Origin of the sequence: Natrinema pellirubrum DSM 15624 (assembly GCF_000230735.2) — an archaeon.
Lineage (GTDB): Archaea > Halobacteriota > Halobacteria > Halobacteriales > Natrialbaceae > Natrinema > Natrinema pellirubrum.
Genome location: NC_019962.1, coordinates 727,108 through 748,382, shown reverse-complemented (window position 1 = coordinate 748,382; position 21,275 = coordinate 727,108). Strand labels below are relative to the sequence as shown.

Genomic DNA, 21,275 nt, shown 5'->3' with positions numbered 1-21,275 from the left:
GGTGCGACCGCGACACGGCCTGCGGTCGCACCGGTAAATCGGTACAGCAAACCGTATGAGGCCTGCATACCGAGACGTCGAAGAATGGTCAGCCGACCCCCGACGTTCTGTCCCGACTGTGGTACCCGCCTCGAGCGGACGAGCGCCGACGACCGCGAGCGAAAGCGCTGTCCGGACTGCGAGGCCATCGTCTGGCACAACCCCGTCCCCTGTGCCGGCGTCGCTGTCGTCGACCGCTCCGGGCCGGACCCGGCCGTCCTCTGTGTCGAGCGCGGCGTCCCGCCGGGGGTCGGCGAGTGGACGATCCCCGGCGGCCACATGGAAGTGGGCGAGGAACCCCCGGAAGCGGTCGCCCGCGAACTCGAGGAAGAAACCGGCATCGCCGTCGATCCGGCCGACCTCGAGATCCTGGCGGCGTCGGCGATGCCGCCCCGGACTGGCAAACACGTCGTGACGGTCCACTACGTGGTCGACCGGGCCGACAGCGAGGGCGAGCCGGTCGCGGGCAGCGACGCGACGGACGCACGGTTCTGGACGCCGGCCGAGTTCGACGCCTCCGCGGAGACGTTTCGGCCGGTCCACGAGGATCGGTTCCGGGAGGCTGTCAATCAGTTCCCGTGAACGGCCAGTGTTTGTTCATTCAAGTCATAGTATACTGAACCCATCTGGTGAGTGTAGAATGTATAAAGATTAAAGTAACGGAATATTAAATAGTCTATATGCAATAAGCGAAAATAAGACTGGCTTGCTCAGCCGTAGGAAGCTCATGGCATCAGGTGGTATTGCAACTGGTAGTGCATTAGTACCAAATTCGGCAGTCGCTGCCTCTAATAGTACAAGTGAAAATGATTTAGAGAGTTGGAATTCAGGGTTCAGTGAAGAAGTCACCGTTAGGGATGGCAGAGTTACAATGACTGGTGTCTCCGCACTGTCATCGGAATCTGAACCCAAGTACTCTGCTCAGGAATTTGTGCAAGATATTAACAAGGGTGTAAAGAAGGGTTTTTGGAAGCCGGTGGAGCGTGGTGGGGACATCTGGCTTAAGCTTACCAAATCCGGATCACAATATTTCGAGGATGCGATTTCCCGAACAGAGACTTCCCAAACGAGTCGCATCGCTCTTAGTTCGAGTTCATGTGGTGTGACGAAACGAACAGATGATGAATTATATCTCAATAATAAAGATACCAGTGAAGTTGTCTATAGTCTTCGGACCGTTGGGACCACGATGGCGGTGGCAGGTGTGATCGTGGGAGCCGTCGGTGGTATATCTGTCGGTCCAGTGGGTGTGATTCCTGGTGCGATCCTGTCTATTGCCGGCCTATTAGTAAACTTAGGAGCTAGCTACGTAAGTTCGAAGAATCTAGGATGCGGTGTCGAAGTACACAACGCTAAAACTGTGAAATCACAGTAAACAGATCAATTAGTGAGGGGATATAAACACAATATTGGATATTATTTTTGTACATATTATATACACTAAGGGTCAGTATTGCCAATCCTAGTTCATCCCCTCCGGAATCCTCGCACTACAATAATTCTATTAATTTTTCATATAGAATATAAAATATCACCGAGGTATCGGCCAGCGATCCCCGTCACCGCGAAAGCGATCGTCATCACAGCTAAGGCAGTGAGTCCTGCGGTTAGTGAAAGCCCTAACCCTGCAGTCGTAGTGACATCTGTCCAAGAATCGGTGAGTCCGACATGGCCGAGCGTTTGAACACTAGCAAAAATATTCACCGCGATTATGGCGAGTACTGGAAATGCAGCTAATAAACCGCTAGCAGCACCTATGAGTGTGTGGTCAGTATCATACTTCCTTAATAAGTTAGCGTGTCATAGAATACGTCTCATACCCTCAACTTGGCGATTATACAGCTTCCAATTCGCGTGTAATCCTATGAATTTCGTCAGTCATGGGTTTTGCTCAAGGGCGAAACCGTGAACAACGCCTCCTGAGAACTATTCTATGACACGCTCGTTGTTACTATAACTGGCTGGTGGAGCGTGTCATAGAAACGTTCTCAACGAAGGCAGCAGGGTGTGGAAACTATGTCCAGCAGCGCCACAACCCTGCAAGGCGTAGCTTCGGTTGACGACTTCTTGAATGTCGCGGCTACGGAGACAGCACCGCTATTCGAGTACTTAGAGTTCGAGTTTCTGCTGGAGTACGACGTGTTCGCCCCCGCTTCGAGGGGGCGAACACGAGTCCACAAGCCCCCAGAACTCTTCAAAGGCTTCCTGCACTGCTACTACAAAGGCATCTACGGCCCACGACCAGTCACACGAGAACTCCACAATACACTCACTTGGCTCTCCTGCGGTTTCGAGAAGCCGCCCTCACGAGACACTGTTGATCGGTTTCTCACCGATCTTGAATTGGTGGTGGATGATGTCTTCGACCGCCTCGTCGAGCAGGCCGCCTGCCGGGGCCTGCTCGACTCCACATACCGCATCGATTCGACTCACGTCACTGCAATCCAGTACAACGATGAAGCGACGTGGAACTACGACTCAACGGCTGAGGAACACTACTACGGATTCGGCTGTGTGATTGTGTCGGCCGGGCCAAAGATTCCGATTGCTGCAGAGTTCACACAGCGAAAGCAGATCGATGCTGAGACGGCGATGCGCGTCACGAAGGACGCGCTCGCCGTCGATACACCGATCTGGATGCTCGGAGACAGCGCTTACGACGTGCTGGAGTGGCACGACTTCCTGCTGTCGCAGGGAGTCGTGCCGATTGCGCCGTACAACCCACGCAATACGGACGATCCGCTTGACATCGAATACAGGGTCGAGGACCGCATTGACGAACACGCCGAAGACATCAGTCTCAAACAATCAGTACTCGCCGAGACGTATGATCATCGGACGCAAGTGGAACGAACAAACGAAGCCTGCAAGGACTGCGGCCTCGGGCACGTCCGCGCCCGAGGCCGCGTACATGCACGAACACAGGTGTTCCTTGCACTGAGTCTCCGCGTGATCGTCGCAGTTACCAACTACGAAAGAGGACACAATCCCGGACGAACGAAGCTCAAAACCCTGTGATCGATTCTATGACACGCTCTAATAAGTAGCTAGACACGGTGCCAGCGATTAGTGGACCTAATAACCAAACTCCGATGATGAGTTGCTCAACTTCGACCCATAGAAAGAAGACTACAAGAGTTACCAAAAATCCAATACCTCCACTGACAGACATTGTCAACAGCCAAGAATGAGGGTCATACCGACGTAGCCAGTAACTGGAGCGATCATTTTCTCTTTGATCACGATCCGATCCATCATCGCTTTCCGAGGAAGTAGAAACTAATGTAGCCACACGTAAATTGTAACCCATAGAATAATAAACTCTTCCTTTTTCAATACCATGTATTGTATATTCAATATGGTGGGAGAAGAAAAATATCCTATTGTGGGTTTTCTTCATATCTGATTATTATGTATATTCCCACCCTACCTTTAGAGGTGTTAAAGCTTAAAACTTCTAAAAGGAGCAGTCGGAACTGTCTAGTGATAGTTCGTGTTCAAAACGAATTTTGACGCTTTCCTTTGAACCGAAACCCGACATCCCTTTACTCCGGCCCTGAATACGGGCGGGTATGTTCCTTGCCCTACGCACGGAAGTCGAGGACGCCCTTGAGGGGGCACTCGCCGCGCTCGACTTCCCGACGGACGATCTCGGGATCGAAGAACCGCCGGACGACGTCGCGAGCGTGCTGGCCTCGAGCGTCGCCTTCCGACTCGCCAGCGAGGCGGGCGCGCCGCCACCGCAGGTCGCCGGCCAGGTCGCCGACGAGATCGACGCCGACGAACTGACCTACGTCGCCGCAGTCCAGACGCAGGGCCCCTATCTCAACTTCCTGCCAAGCGACGCCTACTTCGCGGAGACGCTGTCCGAAGCGACCGCCGACGACTACGGTACCCTGCCGGACCGCGAGGAAAGCGTCGTCGTCGAACACACGAGCGCGAACCCGACGGGGCCGGTCCACGTCGGCCGCGCGCGGAACCCGATCATCGGCGACGCCGTCGCCAACCTGCTCGAGTACGCCGGCTACGACGTCGATCGGCACTACTACGTCAACGACGCCGGCCGCCAGATGGCCGTCTTCACGTGGGCCTACGAGACCTTCGACGAGTCGGACTTAGAGAGCGAGCCCGAACGCGACCGGAAAGAGTACGACCTCGTGCGCTACTACCGCAAGGGCAACCGGGTCCTCGAGAACGGGCCCGAGGACGAGGTCGCGGCCGCCGAGGCCGAGATCGAGTCGATCATGCAGGGCCTGGAGGCCGGCGACGACGAGGCCTACGAGCGCGTCAGCGAGGTCGTCGATCAGGTGCTTGGCGGGATGACCGAGTGTCTGGAGCGCCTGCCCGCCGAGTTCGACGAGTTCGTCAAGGAGACCCGGTTCATGCGGAACGGCGACACCGACGACCTCGTCTCCCGACTGAAAGACCTCGACGAGTCGGTCTACGAGGAGGATGCCTGGCAGCTCGACCTCGAGGACCACGGCATCGACAAGAACCTGGTCTTCCTGCGGTCGGACGACACCTCGCTCTACGCCACGCGGGACCTGGCCCACCACGAGTGGAAGTTCGACGAGTACGATCGGGCCGTGACGGTGCTGGGCGAGGATCACAAGCTCCAGGCCAGACAGCTCCGGACGACGCTGGAGTTGCTGGGCAACGACACCGACGGCCTCCGGCAGGTGCTGTACTCCTACGTCAACCTCCCCGAGGGGAAGATGAGTACCCGCCGCGGGACCGGCGTCGATCTGGACGACCTGCTGGACGAGGCGATCGACCGGGCCCGCGACGAGGTCGAGGACCGACTCGACGACCGCATCCGCGACGACGAACTCGACGACGACGACATCGAGCGCATCGCCCATCAGGTCGGGATCGGCGCGGTCCGGTACGACATCGTCTCGAAACAGCCGACGAAGGCGATCACCTTCGAGTGGGACCGCGCGCTGGACTTCGAGGCCCAGTCCGCGCCGTACGTCCAGTACGTCCACGCGCGCTGTTGTGGCATCCTCGAAGAGGCCGACCTCGACCCCGAGGCCGACCTCGTGGACCAGGACGTCGAACTCGAGGCGCTCGAGGCCGACCTGCTCGCGACCGACGCCGAGCGTGACCTGCTGGAGACGATCGCGCGGTTCCCGGCGGTCGTCGACGAGGCCGGCGACGACCTCGAGCCACACCAGATCGCGACCTACACCCGCGAGTTCGCCGATCGGTTCAACGGCTTCTATCGGGAGTGTCCGGTGCTGGCCGACGACGTCGATCCCGACGTTCGCGAGGCCCGACTCGCGCTGGTCGCCGCCTCGAAACACACGGTCGCGAACGCCCTGTCGATCCTGGGTGTGGCCGCGCCGCGGTCGATGTAAGCAATCGGGGTCTGCGGGGCGGTCGCAGCGGTGCCGGTCGTCGGGACGGTCCCGCGGCTGGTCGGGGTGTGGCCGAAAGAACGACGCCGTCCGCACGGACGACCGCGCTTACTCGTCGGTGGTATCGAACACGAGATCGGCGAGTTCGTCCTCGTCGATCTCGTCGTTGATGTACTTGATCGCCCACTGGACGTCGACGTAGAACGACATCACCATCGCGCCGTCCTGCTCGAGGACCCAGGTGACGCTGTTGACCTCGGCCGCGAACGCCTCGGGGTCGGTGATCGCCGCCGCGAGCGACTCCCCGATCGACTGGAGTTCCGCACGCAGTACGTCGGGGTCGGTCGTGGTCGTCGTCGCGACGACGTCGACCTCGTCGCCGTCCTTGTTGACGTCCTTGATCGATATCTTCTCGCTGTCGAGTTCCATCGCGTCCGTATCCATCCCGGGGATGTCGGACTCGTTCTCGTCGTCGGGCTCGCCGTTGTCGCCGTTCCCGCCGTTGGACGGCGACCCGTCGTCGTCATCGCCATCGTTCGAGTCGTCGTCGCCGGTTTCGTCGCTGGAACAACCGGCGAGGACCGTTGCGAGCGCAGCGCCACTGCCGAGGAGGATCTTTCGTCGCTCCATGGGCGACCCATCGGGAACAGTCGTGATTAGTAATAAGTTCGTTACCCGGTCAGTCACGAACGGCGACTAATTCGGATCGTCCCGGCGGTCGAAACCGCGTCGAGAAGGGACCACCAAACTGATCGAAACGGCGGCCATATCGGCTCGAGACCGACAGTACGTGGCGTCCGACCGCCGTGCGCTCGTGAAGAGACCGAACGGCGCTAATCGGGTCGTTCCGAACCGCGGGTCGATACCCGCGGCCGAGAGCCAGGGAATGCAGCCGTTAACCGTCGCGTTCGGGCCGCCGATCAGGGATCGGACTCGGCTTCCGTAATCGCACTCGAGACGTCGTCGTGTGCGGCTTCCCGGCCGTCGTCCTCGTCGGTCGCCGCGTCGGCGGCCGGCTCGGACGCCGCGTCCGTCACGTCGTCGGGAGCGTCCGCGTCGGCCGTCTCGGGGTCGTCGTCGGTCGGGACGGGTACCTCGAGGCCGGTCAGATCGGCCGCGAGCCGCCGGTAGGCGACTGCCGCCGGGCCGTCCGGTTCGTAGACGACCAGCGGCGTCCCGGCGTAGACGCTGTCCCGGGCCGCCGGGTCCTCGGGGATCGTTCCCAGCAGCGGGACCTCGAGACGGTCGGCGAGGTCCGCGTGGGAGACGTCGCCGTCGGGTCGGGTTCGGGTCAGAACGAGGCCCGCGACCTCGCCGCCGGAACGGTCGGTCAGCTCGACGGTCTTTTTCGTGTCGTGGACGGCGGCGGGTTCGGGCGTCGAGACGAGGACGACGGCGTCGGCCAGTCCGAGCGGCAGGACGGTTTCGTGACTGATGCCGGCCCCGACGTCGAGCAGGACGTAGTCGAAGCGCGAGCGGAGGTCGTCGACGGCCTCGCGCAGCCCTTCGGGGGAGGTCTCGGCGTACTCGTCGAGGCTCGTGCCGCTCGGCACGGCGACGATGTCGTCGGCCAGTCGATAGGTGGCGTCCTCGATCGATGCGTCGTCGGCTAACACGTCGTGAAGTGTCGTCGAGTCGGGAGAGAGGCTGACGAACCCGGCGAGGTTCGCCATCCCGAGGTCGGCGTCGACGATGGCGACGCGTGCCCCGGCGTCCGCGAGGGCCGTGCCGAGGTTGACCGTCGTCGTCGTCTTCCCGACACCGCCTTTTCCGCTCGCGATGGCATAGACAGTCTCGTGAGACATACGTGGGTACTGTCCGGACAGTGGAACGGCACCCCCTTAAATCGTCACCTCACCGCCCGCCCGGTGGGAGGGTCGGCCGACCGGTGGTCGAGCGCGGTTCGATCGAGGCGGCGTCGGACCGGGCGGTCGCCCGGTCGATCGGTGTGTCAAAGGATTCTTACCGACAGCCCGGTTTTATACGTGTAATGAGCCAGGAGGGCGAGCAGGAGCAATCCGACCGGAAAAAGTACGAGTTCCGGAAGGTCATCGAGGACCTCAAGGACTACGACGGCTCCGGAACGCAGCTCGTGACGATCTACGTTCCCGACGACAGACAGATCAGTGACGTCGTCCAACACGTCACGCAGGAACACAGCGAAGCGGCCAACATCAAGTCGAAGCAGACCCGAACGGCGGTCCAGGACGCGCTGACGAGCATCAAGGATCGTCTCAAATATTACAGTACGTACCCGCCCGAGAACGGCATGGTGCTGTTTTCCGGCGCGGTCGACTCCGGCGGCGGCCGGACCGACATGGTCACGAAAGTCCTCGAGAGTCCGCCCCAGCCGGTCGAGTCCTTCCGCTATCACTGCGACTCGGACTTCCTGACCGAGCCCCTAGAGGAGATGATGGCCGACAAGGGCCTGTACGGCCTGATCGTCCTCGACCGCCGCGAGGCTAACGTCGGCTGGCTGAAGGGCAAGCGCATCGAACCCGTCAAGTCCGCTTCCTCGCTGGTCCCCGGCAAGCAGCGAAAGGGTGGCCAGTCCGCCCAGCGATTCGCCCGCCTGCGCCTCGAGGCCATCGACAACTTCTATCAGGAGGTCGCGGGGATGGCAAACGACCTGTTCGTCCCCAAGCGCCACGAAATCGACGGCATCCTCGTGGGCGGTCCCTCGCCGACCAAAGACGAGTTCTTGGACGGCGACTACCTTCACCACGAACTCCAAGACGAAGTCCTGGGCAAGTTCGACGTCGCCTACACCGACGAGTCCGGCCTGAAGGACCTGGTCGACAACGCCGAGGACGCCTTGGCCGACGCCGAGGTAATGAAGGACAAGAAGGTGATGGAGGAGTTCTTCGAGGAACTCAACGCGGGCGATCAGGCCACTTACGGCTTCGAGCAGACCCGCCGAAACCTGATGATGGGCGCGGTCGATCGCCTGCTCATCAGCGAGGACCTCCGGAAGGACGTGATCACCTACGACTGTCCCGAGTGTGGCACGACCGAACGCGAGGTCATCGACCGGCGAAAGTCGACGCCGACCCACACCTGTACCGACTGTGGCACCGAGGTCGAAGGGGACGAGGACGACCGCGAGGACGCCATCGATCACCTCATCGATATCGCCGAACAACGGGGTACCGAGACCAAGTTCATCTCGACGGACTTCGAGAAGGGCGAACAGCTGCTGAACGCCTTCGGCGGGTTCGCGGGCCTGCTGCGGTACTCGACCGGCGTCTAAGGTCGTTGGTTTCGCCGTTCGAACGCCCTCCCGTTCGTGTGGCTCCCTACCGCGATCGAACCGCAACTCCTTACCGCTCCGTCGCTGAATCGCCGTCAATGTCACTTTCGGACCGGAACGTACTCGTCACGGGCGGAGCCGGCTTCATCGGTTCCCATCTCACCGAGCGCCTGCTCGCCGACGGCGCGTCCGTCACGGTCGTCGACAATCTGTCCAACGGCGACCGCGGCCGCGTCCCCGACGACGCCGGGTTCCTCGAGGCAGACCTCACCGAGCCCGACGCCCTCGAGGGGCATCTCGACGATGTCGACCTCGTCTTCCACCTCGCGGCGTCGAAACACGTCGACACGGACCGCCCCCACGGCCAGTTCGACGACAACACGCGAATGACCCGGAACATCCTCGAGGCGATGGCCGACGCGGGGATCACGGAGATCGCCTACACCTCCTCCTCGACGGTCTATGGAGAGGCCCCGCGGCCGACGCCCGAGGACTACGCGCCGCTCGAGCCGATCAGCGCCTACGGGGCGAGCAAGCTGGCCGACGAGGGGTTGCTTTCGGCACGAGCCCACAGCCACGACCTCTCCGTCTGGAACTTCCGCTTTGCGAACGTCGTCGGCCCGCGACTGCGCGGGGCGGTGATCCCCGACTTCATCGAGAAGTTGCGGGACGATCCCGAGACGCTGACGATCCTGGGCGACGGCCGTCAGGAGAAGTCCTATCTGTACATCGAGGACTGCCTCGACGCCATGTGCCACGTCGTCGAGAACGCCGACGGCGCGATGAACACCTACAACCTCGGCACGCGGACGACGACCTCGGTCGACCGGATCGCCGCCATCGTCGCGGACGAACTGGACCTCGAGCCCGCGTTCGAATACACCGGCGGCGACCGCGGCTGGACCGGTGACGTGCCGAAGATGCGCCTCTCGATCGAGAAGCTCGCGGCGCTGGGTTGGGAACCCCGCCGCTCGAGCGACGAGGCGGTGCGGCAAGCGACCCGAAAGATCATCGAGGAACTGCGCTGAGCGACGACCGTGCGATAGGTTTCCGCGGCAGAAAGCCGCTCGAGCGTGACCGTTCCGCCGGTCCAGCCCGGTTTTAGGTGGGCTTAAATATCTGGGCTCAAAGCGTCGCGTATGAACGACGGGGGCGAGCGAACGGGGGCGGACGCGACCGACGGCGACGCCGCGAGTGGCGGGCTCGCCGCGGCGCTGACCCGCCGCCGGCTCACGATCGGCGGGACGCTGTTCGTCCTCGCCGGCCTGTTCGTCGCCCTCCGGGACGTCGATGTCGGGACGGTCCTCGCGGAGATTTCGGCGGCCGACCCGCGCCTCCTCGTCGCCGCGGTCGCCGTCTACGCCGTCTCGTGGCCCCTTCGGGGGCGACGGTACGGCGACGTACTGGCCGCGATGGGGCGGCGGACCGGGACGGCGTTCTGTACGGCCGCCGTTTTTGTCAGCCAGACGGCGAACCTGGCGATCCCGGCGCGGGCCGGCGACGCGGTCCGCGCGTACGTGATGGAGACCAGACGGGACGTGCCCTACACCGCCGGGTTCGCGTCGCTGGCCGTCGAGCGGGTGTTCGATCTGGCGACGATCGCCGCGCTCGCGGGGCTGGCGACGGCGTGGCTCGCGGCCACCGGTGCGGCCGGCCCGCTCGAGATCGCCGCCGAGGCCGGGGGCGCACGGACCGCGCTGGCGGCCGCGGCGGCCGTGAGTACGGCGACGGTCGGCGTCGGGTTCGTCGTCGTCACCACGGCGCGGGCGGACCACGGACTGGGGCCGTGGCTGCGGGCACGGACGATGGGCCGACCGCGTCTCGAGCGGGCGCTCGAGGCCGCACTCGGGTTCGCGGCGGACGTTCAGGTCGTCGCCCGCCAGCCGAGGGCGGTCGCACGGATCGGCGCGGGAAGCCTGCTGATCTGGGCGTTCGACGTGCTGACGGCGGTCCTGGTACTCGCGGCGCTGGGAAGCGGGCTCGCGCTCGGGCCGTTGCTGGCGGTCGGGACGCTGGCGGTCAGCGTCGGGAACTTAGCGAAGGTCCTCCCGCTGTCCCAGGGCGGCGTCGGGCTCTACGAGGCCGCGTTTACGGCGCTCGTCGTCGCCCTGACGCCCGTCGGGGCGGGGACCGCGCTGGCGGCGGCGATCGTCGACCACGCGCTGAAAAACGGTGTGACACTGGTCGGCGGGGCCGGCGCGGTCGCCGCGCTGGGGCTCTCCGTCTCGGACGCGACGGCCGCGGAACCGACGCGGGAGACCGACAGTGTTTTAGGCTCGCCTAAAAGATAGTCGAGCAATGAATCAGGACATCTGTGTCATCGTCCCGACGATACGGGAGTACGAGTGCATGCGCTCGTACTTCGCGAACGCCCGCGACCACGGCTTCGACCTCGAGCGACTCCACGTCGTCCTCGTCACCGAGGATTTCTGTGAGACCGAGGAGATGGAGGCCATGCTCGAGGACGAAGGCGTTTCGGGCGAGGTCTTCGACGGCAGCCGCCGCGAGGAGTGGTACGAGGCCCACGACGTCGCCGAGTACGGCCACGTCGTGCCGGCGGCCAGCCACGCCGAGACGAGCTTCGGCCTGCTGTACATGTGGGCCCACGACGAGTTCGACTACGGCTTCTTCATCGACGACGACACGCTGCCCCACGAGGACGAGGACTTCTTCGGCACGCACATGGAGAACCTCGCGTTCGAGGGCGAGATCGAATCCGTGTCCTCTGACGAGCAGTGGGTCAACGTCCTCTACCAGAACGCCGAGGAACACGGCCTCTACCCGCGGGGGTACCCATACTCGGCGATGGATGAGACCGTCGAGACTGGAACGACCGATATCGCGGGCGGCGAGGTCGTCGCCTCACAGGGACTCTGGACCAACGTCCCCGATTTGGACGCCGTCCGCATCCTGATGGACGGCGACCTCGAGGGGCAGGCCCAGACCCGCACCTCGAGCGAGGACTTCGGCGAGGACTTCGTCGCCGCGCGGAACAACTACCTCACTGTCTGTTCGATGAACCTCGCGTTCCGCCGAGAGGTGATTCCCGCGTTCTACCAGCTCCCGATGGACGAAAACGAGTGGGACGTGGGCCGATTCGACGACATCTGGTCGGGCGTGTTCCTCAAGCGCGCCTGCGACGTGCTGGGCAAGCGGATCTACAACGGCGCGCCGCTGTGTGAACACAACAAGGCCCCCCGCAGCACCTTCGACGACCTGAACAACGAGGTGCCGGGGCTGGAACTCAACGAACACCTCTGGCGCGTGATCGACGAAACCGGCAGTGACGCTGACTCCTACGCCGCGGTCTTCGAGGCGATGGCTCGCGAACTCGCCGACGGCGACTGGGACGACTACAACAACGGCGCCTTCTTCAACCACGTCGGCGAGTACATGCTCGACTGGCTCGACTGTCTGGCGACGCTACGCCCGGGGGCCGGCCTCGAGACCGACGGCCCACGGGTCGTCGCGGACGACTGAATCGTCAACTATAAGTTTTTAGGTTAACCTAAACCGAGTATGAACGACGAGGAGGGCAATCGAGCGGTTTCACGTCGGCGGGCGTTACAGGTCGGCTCCGCGTTCGGGGCCGCATCGCTCGCGGGCTGTCTCGGGTTTTTCGACGACGGACAGAGCGCGGATATCCCGCCGCTCTCGGAGTTTCGGGGATCCGGATCGCTGGTCGACGGCCGGCCGGCACCGGGCGGCACGTCGATCGAGGACCTCCCGAACCTCTCGGGGGACCTCGCGCTCTACATCGGCGGCGGTGAAAGCGGCATCTACTACGAGTTCGTGGAGATGCTCGAGGACATCTACCCGGACTTCGAGGTCCACTCGACCGACAACAGTTCGTCGTCGCTGGCACAGACGATCGTCGAAGAGGCCGACGCCGGCGCGGCCCAGGCCGACGTTTTCTGGTCGATCGACGCCAGCTCCCTCGGGTTCGTCGCGGAGAACGACGCCTACGAGCCGCTGTCGGACGAGGCGGTCGAGGCGGTCGGGAACAGCCAGTTCGTCGGCGACGACAACGCGTGGGCCGGCGTCGCCGGACGCGCCCGTGCCGTGCCGTACAACACGAACGAACTGAGCGAGTCGGACATCCCGACCACGGTGCAGGACTTCCCCGACGCCGACGCGCTGCAGGGGACGATGGGGTGGGCACCGACCTACGGCGCGTTCAAGGCCTTCGTGACGGCCATGCGCCTGCTCCGTGGCGACGACGAGACCCGCAACTGGCTACAGAGCATGAGCGAGGCCGGAACGGAACGACGCGGCAACGAGTACGCCGTCTCCGAGGCGGTCGCCAACGGCTCGCTGTCGGCCGGGTTCGCCAACCACTACTACGCGATGCGGGTCAAAAACAATCGGCCGGACGCTCCGATCGATCTGGCCTTTACCGAGGGCGACGCCGGCGCGTTGATCAACGTCGCGGGCGCGCTGAAGGTACAGGGCACCCAGAAAGGCGAACTGGTCGATAACTTCGTCCGCCACCTGCTCTCGGCCGAGGCCCAGGAGTACTTCGCGACGATCAGTTTCGCCTATCCGATGATCTCGGGCGTCGAACCCGTCGGCGGGCTGCCGACCATCGACGAGTTGAGCCCGCCGGACATCGACCTCGCGGAACTGGCCGACATCGAGCCGACGCTCGAACTGATGGACGAAGCCGGCGTCTCCGGATAACGGAATGAGCGTCCGGGATCGAGTCGCGAAGACGGTCGAGCGAGCCGGTGACGACGACGGGAGCGGCGCCACCGGCGTCGGGCTCACCCTGCTCGCCGCGGCCATCGCGGCCGTTCTCGTTCTCCCCTTGCTCTGGCTGGTCGTCGACGCCGCCGGGCTCGGGACTCGAGCGTTCGAACTCGCCGTCGATTCCCAAACGATCGACGTACTGATCCGAAGCGTCGCTCTCGTCACGATCGTAACGGGTGCGAGTGTCCTCATCGGCGTCCCGCTCGCGGTGTTGACGGTCCAAGGCGAGATTCCGTTCCCCCGGTTCTGGACCGTCCTCATCGCGTTGCCGCTGGCCGTCCCGAGCTATCTCGGGGCCTTCGCGTTCGTCTCGGCGTTCGGTCCACAGGGTGAACTCGTCGGCTTCCTCGAACCGCTCGGCGTCGACGCCCTCCCGTCGGTCTATGGCTTCACGGGTGCTGCGTTCGTACTGACGCTGTATACTTACCCGTACGTGTTCCTGACTACGCGAGCCTCCCTGCTCTCGATGGACGGCTCGCTCGTAGAGGCCGCTCGGACGCTCAACTCGGGCCGCTGGGAGGCGTTTCGCCGGATCACCCTCCCGCAGATCCTGCCGGGGATCGCCGCCGGTGCGCTGCTTGTCGCCCTGTATGCCCTCGCGGACTTCGGCACGCCGAACATCATGCGCGTCGAGGTGTTCACGCAGTTCATCTACGCCAGATACAACGCCTTCGCCCGCGACTACGCCGCGTTGTTGTCCCTGCAGTTGCTGACGGTGACCGTGATCATCCTCGCGATCGAGTCCCGCATCGGTGCCGACGACTCCGGGGCCTACGAGAGCGGCGGCGACCGCGGTACTGCCGACCTCGAACTCGGAGCGTGGCGGTATCCGGCCCTGCTGTTGCCGATTGCGATCGCCCTGCTCGCGATCGGGCTCCCGATCGCCATCTTCACCATGTGGCTGAACACGGGCGGACCCGGCTATCAGCTCGGTCGACTGACCTTCGACTGGGAGTACGGGTTCAACTCGGCCTACGTCGCACTGCTGGCCGCCCTCGTCTCGGTGCTGGTGGCGCTGCCGATCGCGATCGGATCGGCGACCTCCGATTCGCGGGTAGCGGCGCTGGCCGACCGGGCCCCCTACATCGGATACGCCACGCCCGGGATCGTGCTGGCGATCGCGTTGCTCAGCTTCAGCCTCGACGTGCTACCGTCGATCTACAAGACCGTCCCGCTGCTGGTCTTTGCCTACGTCGTCCGGTTCATGCCCCAGGCGATCGGCTCGATCCGGACCTCGACGCTGCAGGTCGACCAGAAGTTGGTCGAGGCGGCTCGGACGCTGGGCCGATCGCGACTGAACGCCTTCCGGTCGGTGACGCTCCCGCTGATCCTGCCGGGCGTGGCCGCCGGAGCCGCGCTGGTCTTTCTCACGACGATGAAGGAACTCCCGGCGACGCTCATGTTGCGCCCGCTCGGATTCGAGACGCTCGTGACCTACATCTGGCGGGTCGAGGAGGCAGGTCTCTACGGCCAGGCGGCGGTGCCGGCGCTCGTCCTCGTGGCCATCTCGGGGCTGTCGATGGCCGTGATGCTCGCACAGGAAGGACGGTGACGACCGTGAGAACAGGGCCGGGACGACGAACACGGGGTAGGCGATGAGACGGCGACGATGGCGGGCCGCGGTCGCCGCTATCGCCCTCGTCGGTGCGATCGCGATCTGGTTGCTTGCGACGCGGACTTTCCCCCACCACTCGCTCAACCACGACGAAGGGGTCTACCTTCAGCAAGCGGCGATGTTGCTCGAGGGGCAACTGTTCGTCCGGCCGCCGGTCGAGGAGGCCTTCCGCCCCTGGTTCTTCGTCGAGGACGGCGGCCGGCTCTATCCGAAGTACTCGCCGGTGCCCGCAGCGATCTTCGCGCTCGGGAAGATTGTGGGTGGCTACCGGCTCGCGCTGGCCGGGATCGGCGCGGCCGTCCCCGCGCTCGTGGCGCTGGTTGTGCGCGAGGTCTTCGACCGGCGGACGGGCCTCGTGGCCGCCGTCGCCGTGTTGTGTTCGCCGCTGTTCCTGATCCAGACGGCGGTGTTCCTGCCCTACGCGCCGACGGCGATGCTCAATCTGGCCTTTGCATACGCCTACCTCCGGGCCGACCGGACGGGGGACCTGCGGGTCGCGGGCGCGGCCGGCGTGGCGATCGGGCTGGCCTTTTTCGCGCGGCCGTACACGGCAGTCCTGTTCGCCGCCCCGTTCATCGCCCACGCCTGCTGGACGCTGTGGCGGGACCACCGAGCGGCGCTTCCCCGTCAGGCCGCGACGGCGGCGTTCGGGCTGGCCGGCGTTTCCCTCGCGCTCGGCTACAACGCCGTCGTGACCGGATCGGCGCTTGTGTTCCCCTACGAGGCGTTCGCCCCGCTCGATGGGCTCGGGTTCGGCCGTCGGCGCATCCTCGAACACGAGATCGAGTACACCGTCGGGCTGGCGTTGCGGTCGAACGCGCTGGTATTGCGGTCGTTTGTCACCGAGTGGGTCGTCGGCGGACTGCTGGGCGCGGGGCTGGCCGCGGCCGGACTCGGGCTGACCGTCCGCCGAAATCTCTCGCCACGCGCGGCGATCCTCGCTGGACAGTTACTGACGATCTCCGTCGGCAACGTCTACTTCTGGGGGAACTTCAACGTCCTCGGCGACATCGACCGGGCCGGGACTGGACTGATCGCCACGCACGGCCCCTACTACCACTTCGATCTCCTGCTCCCGGTCGCGGCCTTCGCCGCCGTCGGCGCGCTGGCGCTGTTCGACGGCGTTCGCCGACGGGCCGATCGATCGCTGTCGCCGGAGCGCGCACGCGCGGTCGTCGTCGCGATACTGCTCGTGGGCGCGCTCGCGGTCGGCGGCGTCACGGCGACGACCTTCGACGGAAAACTCGAGCGAAACGAGGCCGTCACCGAGACCTACGAGCGGGTCTACGACCCGCTCGAGGACGGGGCGATCGAGGAGCCGGCGGTCGTCTACCTGCCGACGCCGTACGGCGACTGGCTCGGGCATCCGTTCCAGGCGCTTCGCAACGACCCCGGGTTCGACGGGGAGCGCGTCTACGCTCTCGACGAGCGGCCGTTCGACGTGGCCGACGCCTACCCCGACCGCACGCTGTATCGCCTCGCGTACCGGGGGACCTGGGCCCCACAGGCCGGATCGCCACAGGGAGCCCGACTCCAGCGGGTTGACCGGGTCGCCGGCGAGGCAGTCGCACTGAACGCGACCATCGGCGTCCCGGAAACGGCCGGCGGCGTCAGCGCGACGGTCACGACCGACGAGGAAAGCGCCACCTACGTCGCCGACGACGTCTCGAGCCCGCTGGCGACCCAGCTTGTCGTGGCCGACGGCGAGGTCCGGTTGCGCGGCGCGGCGTGGAACGCCACCGACTCGATCGCCGTCGACGAACGGGATGACGTCACGCTGACCGTGTTCGTCGATCGGGGGCCCGGCAACAGCTTCAGTTATCGGCTCGAGCTGCCGGTGGAGGCGGCCGAGAACGGAACGACACGGGCGCTGACACCCAGGGTCGAGCGGTGTACCGGGATCCGCGACTGTGGCGGCGAGGCGGCGTACCTTCCCGACAGTGCGCCCGACGGGACGTTCGTCCGGACCGAACTCACGACGCCGGACCGGGACTGATCGGAACGAAAATCGAAGCCGCGTCGACTACTGTGTCGGCCGGTGGGGGAGTTCTCGGAGCCGTTCCTCGAGTGAGACTTTGACGATCGAGCGGGCGATCTCGGCCCCGCCTTTGAACGGGTCGAGCTTGGTCTGGCCGGCGCGCTCGCGGTACTCGATCGGGTGTTCGCGGACGTCGTAGCCCCGCATCAGGGGGCGGATAAGCAGTTCCGCCGAGAGGCCGGTGTTTTCGGTCCACTCGATGTCCTCGACGACGTCGCGCCGGTAGGCCCGCATCCCGGTCGTGGTGTCGTGGACGCGGGTACCCATGAGGAGGCTCGCGACGGCGGCGAAGGCGTGGTTGCCGAGGCGGTTGAGCGCCGGCATCGCGTCGGTACCGTGGTAGAGTCGGTCGCCGCTGACGACATCGTAGCCGTCGTTGATCAGTGCGAGGAACTCCGGGAGCTGTTCCATCGGATAGGTGTCGTCGCAGTCGGTCGTGACGACGATCGGCCGGTCGGGCTCTAAGACGGCCGCACGGACGGCGATGCCGTACCCCTGTGGCTCCTGTTCGATGACCGTCGCGCCGTGGTCACGGGCGATTTCGGGGGTTCGATCCGACGAGCCGTCGACGCAGACGACCTCGGCCGTCCCGTCGGTGACCTCGTCGATGTCGGTCAGTACCGTGCCGATCGCTTCCTCCTCGTTGTACGTTCCCATGACGACGCTGACGTCTTCGAAGGTGTACTCCTCGTCCGAACCGTCGGTCGTCGCGGGCTGGGCCCCATCGCTCATTGGCGGTACTCTCTGCCCGCCGTATTTATGCGTTTAGGTTTGCCTAAAACAGTCGTGACTCGGCCCCGTTCGCCGGAGAGCGATCGCTCAGATCCAGTCCTGACGACGGAAGTAGACGAGCATCAGTCCGGCAACTGCCCCCATCCCGAGCATCGTCGCCGGATAGCCGTACGTCCAGTAGAGTTCGGGCATGGCGAGCGGCGTCTCCGCGAAGTTCATTCCGTAGATTCCGGCGACGAACGTCAGGGGGATGAAGATGGTCGCGACGACCGTCAGCGTCTTCATCACGTCGTTGGTCGACTGCGAGACGGCGTTGAGATAGATATCGCGGGAGCCGCCGGTGAGATCGCGGTAGGTCTCGATGAGATCGACGACCTGCACGAGGTGGTCGTAGACGTCGCGGAAGTACTTCTCGTTCTCGTCGGCGACCTCCGGAATGTCGCCGCGGGAGAGCGACGAGATCGCCTCCCTGGCCGGCCAGGCGACTTTCCGGAAGGCCAGCAGGTCCCGGCGGACATCGTTTAAGTCCTCCAGAATACGGGGCTCCGGCTCGTCGAGGACGCGCTCCTCGACCGCTTCGATGTCGTCCTCGATCTCGTCGAGGACGTCGAAATAGTCGTCGACGATGGCGTCCATGAGCCGATACGCGAGGAAGTCCGTGCCCCGATCAGCGACGCGGCGTTCGTTTCTCGCCCACTGCGGGGCCGACTGGTCGACGACGTCGATGTCGGTCGTCGACATCGTCACGAGCCACCCCTCGCCGATAAAGAAGCCGACGGAGTGTGTCTGGATCTCCTTTTGCAGCGCGACCTCGTCGCGCTGACTGAGGCTGACGGTCTTGAGCAGAACGAACGTGTGCGTTTCGTACTCGGCGGTCTTCGGTCGCGTCTGATCGTCGACGACATCGTCGACGGCCAGCGGATGGATGCCGAGCCGATCCTCGAGCGCCTGCAGTTCGTCCGGTTCGATCCCGGCGGCGTGAACCCACGTCTCGCCCGGCGCGGCGATCGCGGCCTCGAGTTCGTCGTACCGTCCGAAGCCGTCGTCCGAGTACACCATCGCACGCAGAGTCACGGTTCCGCCCTCGCCGCCGTCCGCGGTGCGATCGCGACGAGCGTGATACCGATCATGACCGCCGTCAAGGAAAACGCCCGACCGGCGTACGCGACGGACACGCCGACGACGTAGCCGACGACTCCGACTGCGATCAGTCCGATACCTGCGAGCCGTACGCGGTTCATACCCCTCCCATTCGGTGCGATTGAAAAGAAGCTGTGGTCGGACCGCGTTCGAGACGCTGTCCTCGTGATCGCGTCCGGTGACCGCTCACGCGGTCTCGAGGACGTGGTCGGCTGCCTTCAGCGCCAGCGCCGCGATCGTCAGCGTCGGGTTCATCGCCCCGCCGGTCGGGAAGACGCTGCTCGAGGCGATCCAGCAGTTCTCGAGGTCGTGCGTTCGCAGGTCGGGGCCGACGACGCTCTCGGTCGGTTCCGACCCCATCCGGGTCGTCCCCATGTGATGGTAAGCCGGCCCCGTCCCCTCGGGGTCGGCCTGCCAGGTTATCTCCACGCCGAGTTCCGCGAGGATTCGTTCCTGAATCTCGTTGACGCGCTCGATCGTCTCGAGCGCGCGGTCGCCGACGGTCCAGTGGACGTCGGGTACCGGGTTACCGTGATCGTCGGTCGTCGAGGGATCGAGCCCGACGTAGCTGTCCTCGCGAGGGAGCTGTTCGACGAGGGCACCCATGCCGATGTGGGTGCCGTAGTCCGACCGGAGCCGCTCGAGCAGGTCGTCGCCCCAGTCGTCGCCGGTCAGGGCCATCCCGACCGGCGAGGGGCCGTCGTAGTTGAAGAACTCGAGTTTGAAGGGAGCCTGCTCGGCGTCGGCCTCGTCGTAGAACTGGTGGGACTCGCTGGTCAGGAAGCCGACGTGGTTCTGCCGGGTGGGTTCATCGAGGACCCCGCCGGTGCCCGCAAAGAGGTGGTCCATGAAGTACCGGCCGACGAGCCCGCTCGAGTTGGCCAGCCCGTCCGGATAGTGACTGGATTCGGAGAGCAAGAGCAGGCGCGGTGTCTCGACGCCGCCGCAGGCGATCACGAAGGCGTCGGCCGACTGGCGGTGGCGCTCGCCGTCGGGCGTCGCGTAGACGGCCGCCTCGATCGCGTCGGCCGTATGCTCGAGGCGCTGGACCGGCGCGCGGTCGATCACCGTCGCGCCCTTCCGCTCGGCGCGCTCGACGTGGACGGTCGCGTCGTACTTCGCGCCCGAGGGACAGACCGGCTGGCAGGTGCCGTAGCCGACGCAGGCCCCCCGGTCGTCGTACGCTTCCGAGTTGCGCGCGTTGGGCACCGAGTGCATGGCGATCTCGAGTTCGTCGCAGGCCTCGGCGAACAGCGAGTCGCTGTAGGAGGGCGGGAAGGCCGGCATCGGATGGGGCTGCTCCCGCGGCGGGGCGAAGGGATTGTCGTCGGCCCCCGAAACGCCCAGTTCCCGCTCGGCCGCGGCGTAGTAGGGCCGCAGGTCGTCGTAGTCGATCGGCCAGTCGGTGCCGACGCCGCGGGCGCTTTCCGAGGCGAAGTCGTCCTCGTGGAGCCGCATCACCATCCCCTGCCAGTGCAGCGTCGAGCCGCCGACCCCGCGAGCGCGAGCGTGGTTCAGCGGGTAGAACCGCTCGCCGGTGGACTCGTAGGCGTCCCGCTCCGGATCGCCGTCCCAGACGTCCGGACGGTCGTAGGCCGGCCGGATCGCCCGTTCCTGCCGGGCGAGCCGGTCGTCGGGATCGAACCGCGGCCCGGCTTCGAGGATCACGACCTCGCGGCCGGCTCCGGCGAGGCGGTCAGCGACGATTCCGCCGGCCGGCCCCGCACCGATGACACAGACATCGGCATCGTCCACGGGCGTTCGGTCGATGTCGTCGGTTACCGGCGACGCCGAACCGGCCGGCGGACGGTCCCAGCTCACGCGTTCGGCCCCCGCTGGTAGCTCCCGGTCCCGCCGGCGTGGCCCTGCGGGTTCTCGAGGCCGACCAGCTCGCCGCCGGTCGGCGAAGCGTACAGCGCCAGCAGGAGGTCGTTGACGACGTAGTACCGGACCCGTTCGCTCGCCGTCCCCGACGGGTCCTCGTCGGCCTCGTCGGCTCCCACGTTCCGCAGGACCTGGTCGCGGTCGGCAATCGACAGCGCCGCGAACTCCTCGTCGAACCACACCCACGCGTTCTCGTCCAGTTCCGCGACCGCCCCCTCGAGCCCGTCGACGTGGGCCCGATCCGCGAGCCGTCCCTCGAGGAAGGCCGCGACGAACGGGTCGATCCCGGATACCTCGCTCGGATAGACGACCTCGGCGGCCGCGACCAGCGTCTCGTGGAGGCGATCGACGTCGACCGGTTCCGAACCGGGCGGGGAGACACAGCCCGCCAGCGTCCCCCCGACGCCGAGCGCCGACAGCGCGGCGACCGCGTCCCGCCTCGTCAGTTCCATGCGGAAGGATTAGGCA

The 21,275-nt window shown here is 65.0% G+C and carries 19 protein-coding genes; 11 read left to right on the top strand and 8 right to left on the bottom strand.

Translation table 11 applies throughout. From position 1 onward, the window contains the following. Nucleotides 1–84: 84 nt before the first annotated feature. The 3 genes from NATPE_RS03685 (at nt 85) to NATPE_RS03680 (ending at nt 3,057) form a co-directional block, all read left to right on the top strand. The gene (locus NATPE_RS03685) at nt 85–621 is read left to right on the top strand and encodes an NUDIX hydrolase (protein WP_006180132.1); all 537 of its coding nucleotides are present in this window, start codon (nt 85–87) and stop codon (nt 619–621) included. A gap of 145 nt (nt 622–766) precedes the next feature. Then, nucleotides 767–1,414, top strand: a complete 648-nt coding sequence (locus NATPE_RS22115; protein ID WP_015298746.1) for a hypothetical protein — start codon at nt 767–769, stop codon at nt 1,412–1,414. Between the two features lie 641 nt (nt 1,415–2,055). Next, the gene (locus NATPE_RS03680) at nt 2,056–3,057 is read left to right on the top strand and encodes an IS5-like element ISNpe18 family transposase (protein WP_015298676.1); all 1,002 of its coding nucleotides are present in this window, start codon (nt 2,056–2,058) and stop codon (nt 3,055–3,057) included. Here NATPE_RS03680 and NATPE_RS22110 read toward each other — a convergent pair. Next, nucleotides 3,044–3,439 (bottom strand): hypothetical protein, encoded by a 396-nt coding sequence (locus tag NATPE_RS22110; RefSeq protein ID WP_152422582.1) that lies wholly within the window; start codon nt 3,437–3,439, stop codon nt 3,044–3,046. The genes NATPE_RS03680 and NATPE_RS22110 overlap by 14 nt on opposite strands. 172 nt (nt 3,440–3,611) lie before the next feature. On the opposite strand from NATPE_RS22110, the gene argS reads away from it, so the two are divergent. Next, a complete protein-coding gene (gene argS / locus NATPE_RS03675) occupies nt 3,612–5,399 on the top strand; it encodes an arginine--tRNA ligase (protein WP_015298745.1) in 1,788 nt (595 codons plus the stop codon). A gap of 108 nt (nt 5,400–5,507) precedes the next feature. On the opposite strand, the gene NATPE_RS03670 is transcribed toward argS, so the two are convergent. Next, on the bottom strand, nt 5,508–6,029 hold the full coding sequence (locus NATPE_RS03670; protein ID WP_006181446.1) for a hypothetical protein: 522 nt from the start codon (nt 6,027–6,029) through the stop codon (nt 5,508–5,510). A gap of 290 nt (nt 6,030–6,319) precedes the next feature. Next, complete coding sequence (minD, locus tag NATPE_RS03665; protein ID WP_006181447.1) at nt 6,320–7,204, bottom strand: cell division ATPase MinD; 885 nt, start codon at nt 7,202–7,204, stop codon at nt 6,320–6,322. Nucleotides 7,205–7,389: 185 nt separating this feature from the next. On the opposite strand from minD, the gene prf1 reads away from it, so the two are divergent. The 7 genes from prf1 to NATPE_RS03630 all read left to right on the top strand — a co-directional run bounded on the left by prf1 (nt 7,390) and on the right by NATPE_RS03630 (nt 17,009). Further along, nucleotides 7,390–8,649, top strand: a complete 1,260-nt coding sequence (gene prf1 / locus NATPE_RS03660) for a peptide chain release factor aRF-1 (protein ID WP_006181448.1) — start codon at nt 7,390–7,392, stop codon at nt 8,647–8,649. Between the two features lie 98 nt (nt 8,650–8,747). Then, complete coding sequence (locus tag NATPE_RS03655) at nt 8,748–9,677, top strand: NAD-dependent epimerase/dehydratase family protein (RefSeq protein WP_006181449.1); 930 nt, start codon at nt 8,748–8,750, stop codon at nt 9,675–9,677. Between the two features lie 111 nt (nt 9,678–9,788). After that, nucleotides 9,789–10,940, top strand: a complete 1,152-nt coding sequence (locus NATPE_RS03650) for a lysylphosphatidylglycerol synthase transmembrane domain-containing protein (RefSeq protein ID WP_006181450.1) — start codon at nt 9,789–9,791, stop codon at nt 10,938–10,940. Between the two features lie 7 nt (nt 10,941–10,947). Further along, nucleotides 10,948–12,129: a hypothetical protein gene (locus NATPE_RS03645; protein ID WP_006181451.1), complete on the top strand. Its 1,182-nt coding sequence runs from the start codon at nt 10,948–10,950 to the stop codon at nt 12,127–12,129. 39 nt (nt 12,130–12,168) lie between these two features. Then, on the top strand, nt 12,169–13,329 hold the full coding sequence (locus NATPE_RS03640) for an extracellular solute-binding protein (protein ID WP_006181452.1): 1,161 nt from the start codon (nt 12,169–12,171) through the stop codon (nt 13,327–13,329). A gap of 4 nt (nt 13,330–13,333) precedes the next feature. After that, nucleotides 13,334–14,950, top strand: a complete 1,617-nt coding sequence (locus NATPE_RS03635) for an ABC transporter permease (RefSeq protein ID WP_006181453.1) — start codon at nt 13,334–13,336, stop codon at nt 14,948–14,950. 43 nt (nt 14,951–14,993) lie between these two features. Then, entirely contained in the window at nt 14,994–17,009 is a 2,016-nt protein-coding gene (locus NATPE_RS03630; RefSeq protein WP_006181454.1) for an ArnT family glycosyltransferase, read from the top strand. A 27-nt stretch (nt 17,010–17,036) separates the two neighbouring features. Here the strand turns inward: NATPE_RS03630 and NATPE_RS03625 are convergent, their stop codons facing one another. From NATPE_RS03625 to NATPE_RS03610, 5 genes are all read right to left on the bottom strand, one after another. Next, nucleotides 17,037–17,783, bottom strand: coding sequence for a dolichyl-phosphate hexose transferase (locus tag NATPE_RS03625; protein ID WP_006181455.1), 747 nt, complete (start codon nt 17,781–17,783; stop codon nt 17,037–17,039). 87 nt (nt 17,784–17,870) lie between these two features. Then, nucleotides 17,871–18,842 carry a magnesium/cobalt transporter CorA gene (gene corA / locus NATPE_RS03620; RefSeq protein WP_006181456.1) on the bottom strand — a complete coding sequence of 324 codons (972 nt, stop codon included), beginning with the start codon at nt 18,840–18,842 and terminating at the stop codon, nt 17,871–17,873. Between the two features lie 11 nt (nt 18,843–18,853). Beyond that, nucleotides 18,854–19,024 (bottom strand): hypothetical protein, encoded by a 171-nt coding sequence (locus NATPE_RS22545; RefSeq protein WP_006181457.1) that lies wholly within the window; start codon nt 19,022–19,024, stop codon nt 18,854–18,856. 85 nt (nt 19,025–19,109) lie between these two features. After that, nucleotides 19,110–20,744: a GMC family oxidoreductase gene (locus NATPE_RS03615; protein WP_006181458.1), complete on the bottom strand. Its 1,635-nt coding sequence runs from the start codon at nt 20,742–20,744 to the stop codon at nt 19,110–19,112. Continuing rightward, nucleotides 20,741–21,259 carry a gluconate 2-dehydrogenase subunit 3 family protein gene (locus NATPE_RS03610; RefSeq protein ID WP_006181459.1) on the bottom strand — a complete coding sequence of 173 codons (519 nt, stop codon included), beginning with the start codon at nt 21,257–21,259 and terminating at the stop codon, nt 20,741–20,743. Before NATPE_RS03610 ends, NATPE_RS03615 begins: the two co-directional genes overlap by 4 nt. Nucleotides 21,260–21,275: the final 16 nt, after the last annotated feature.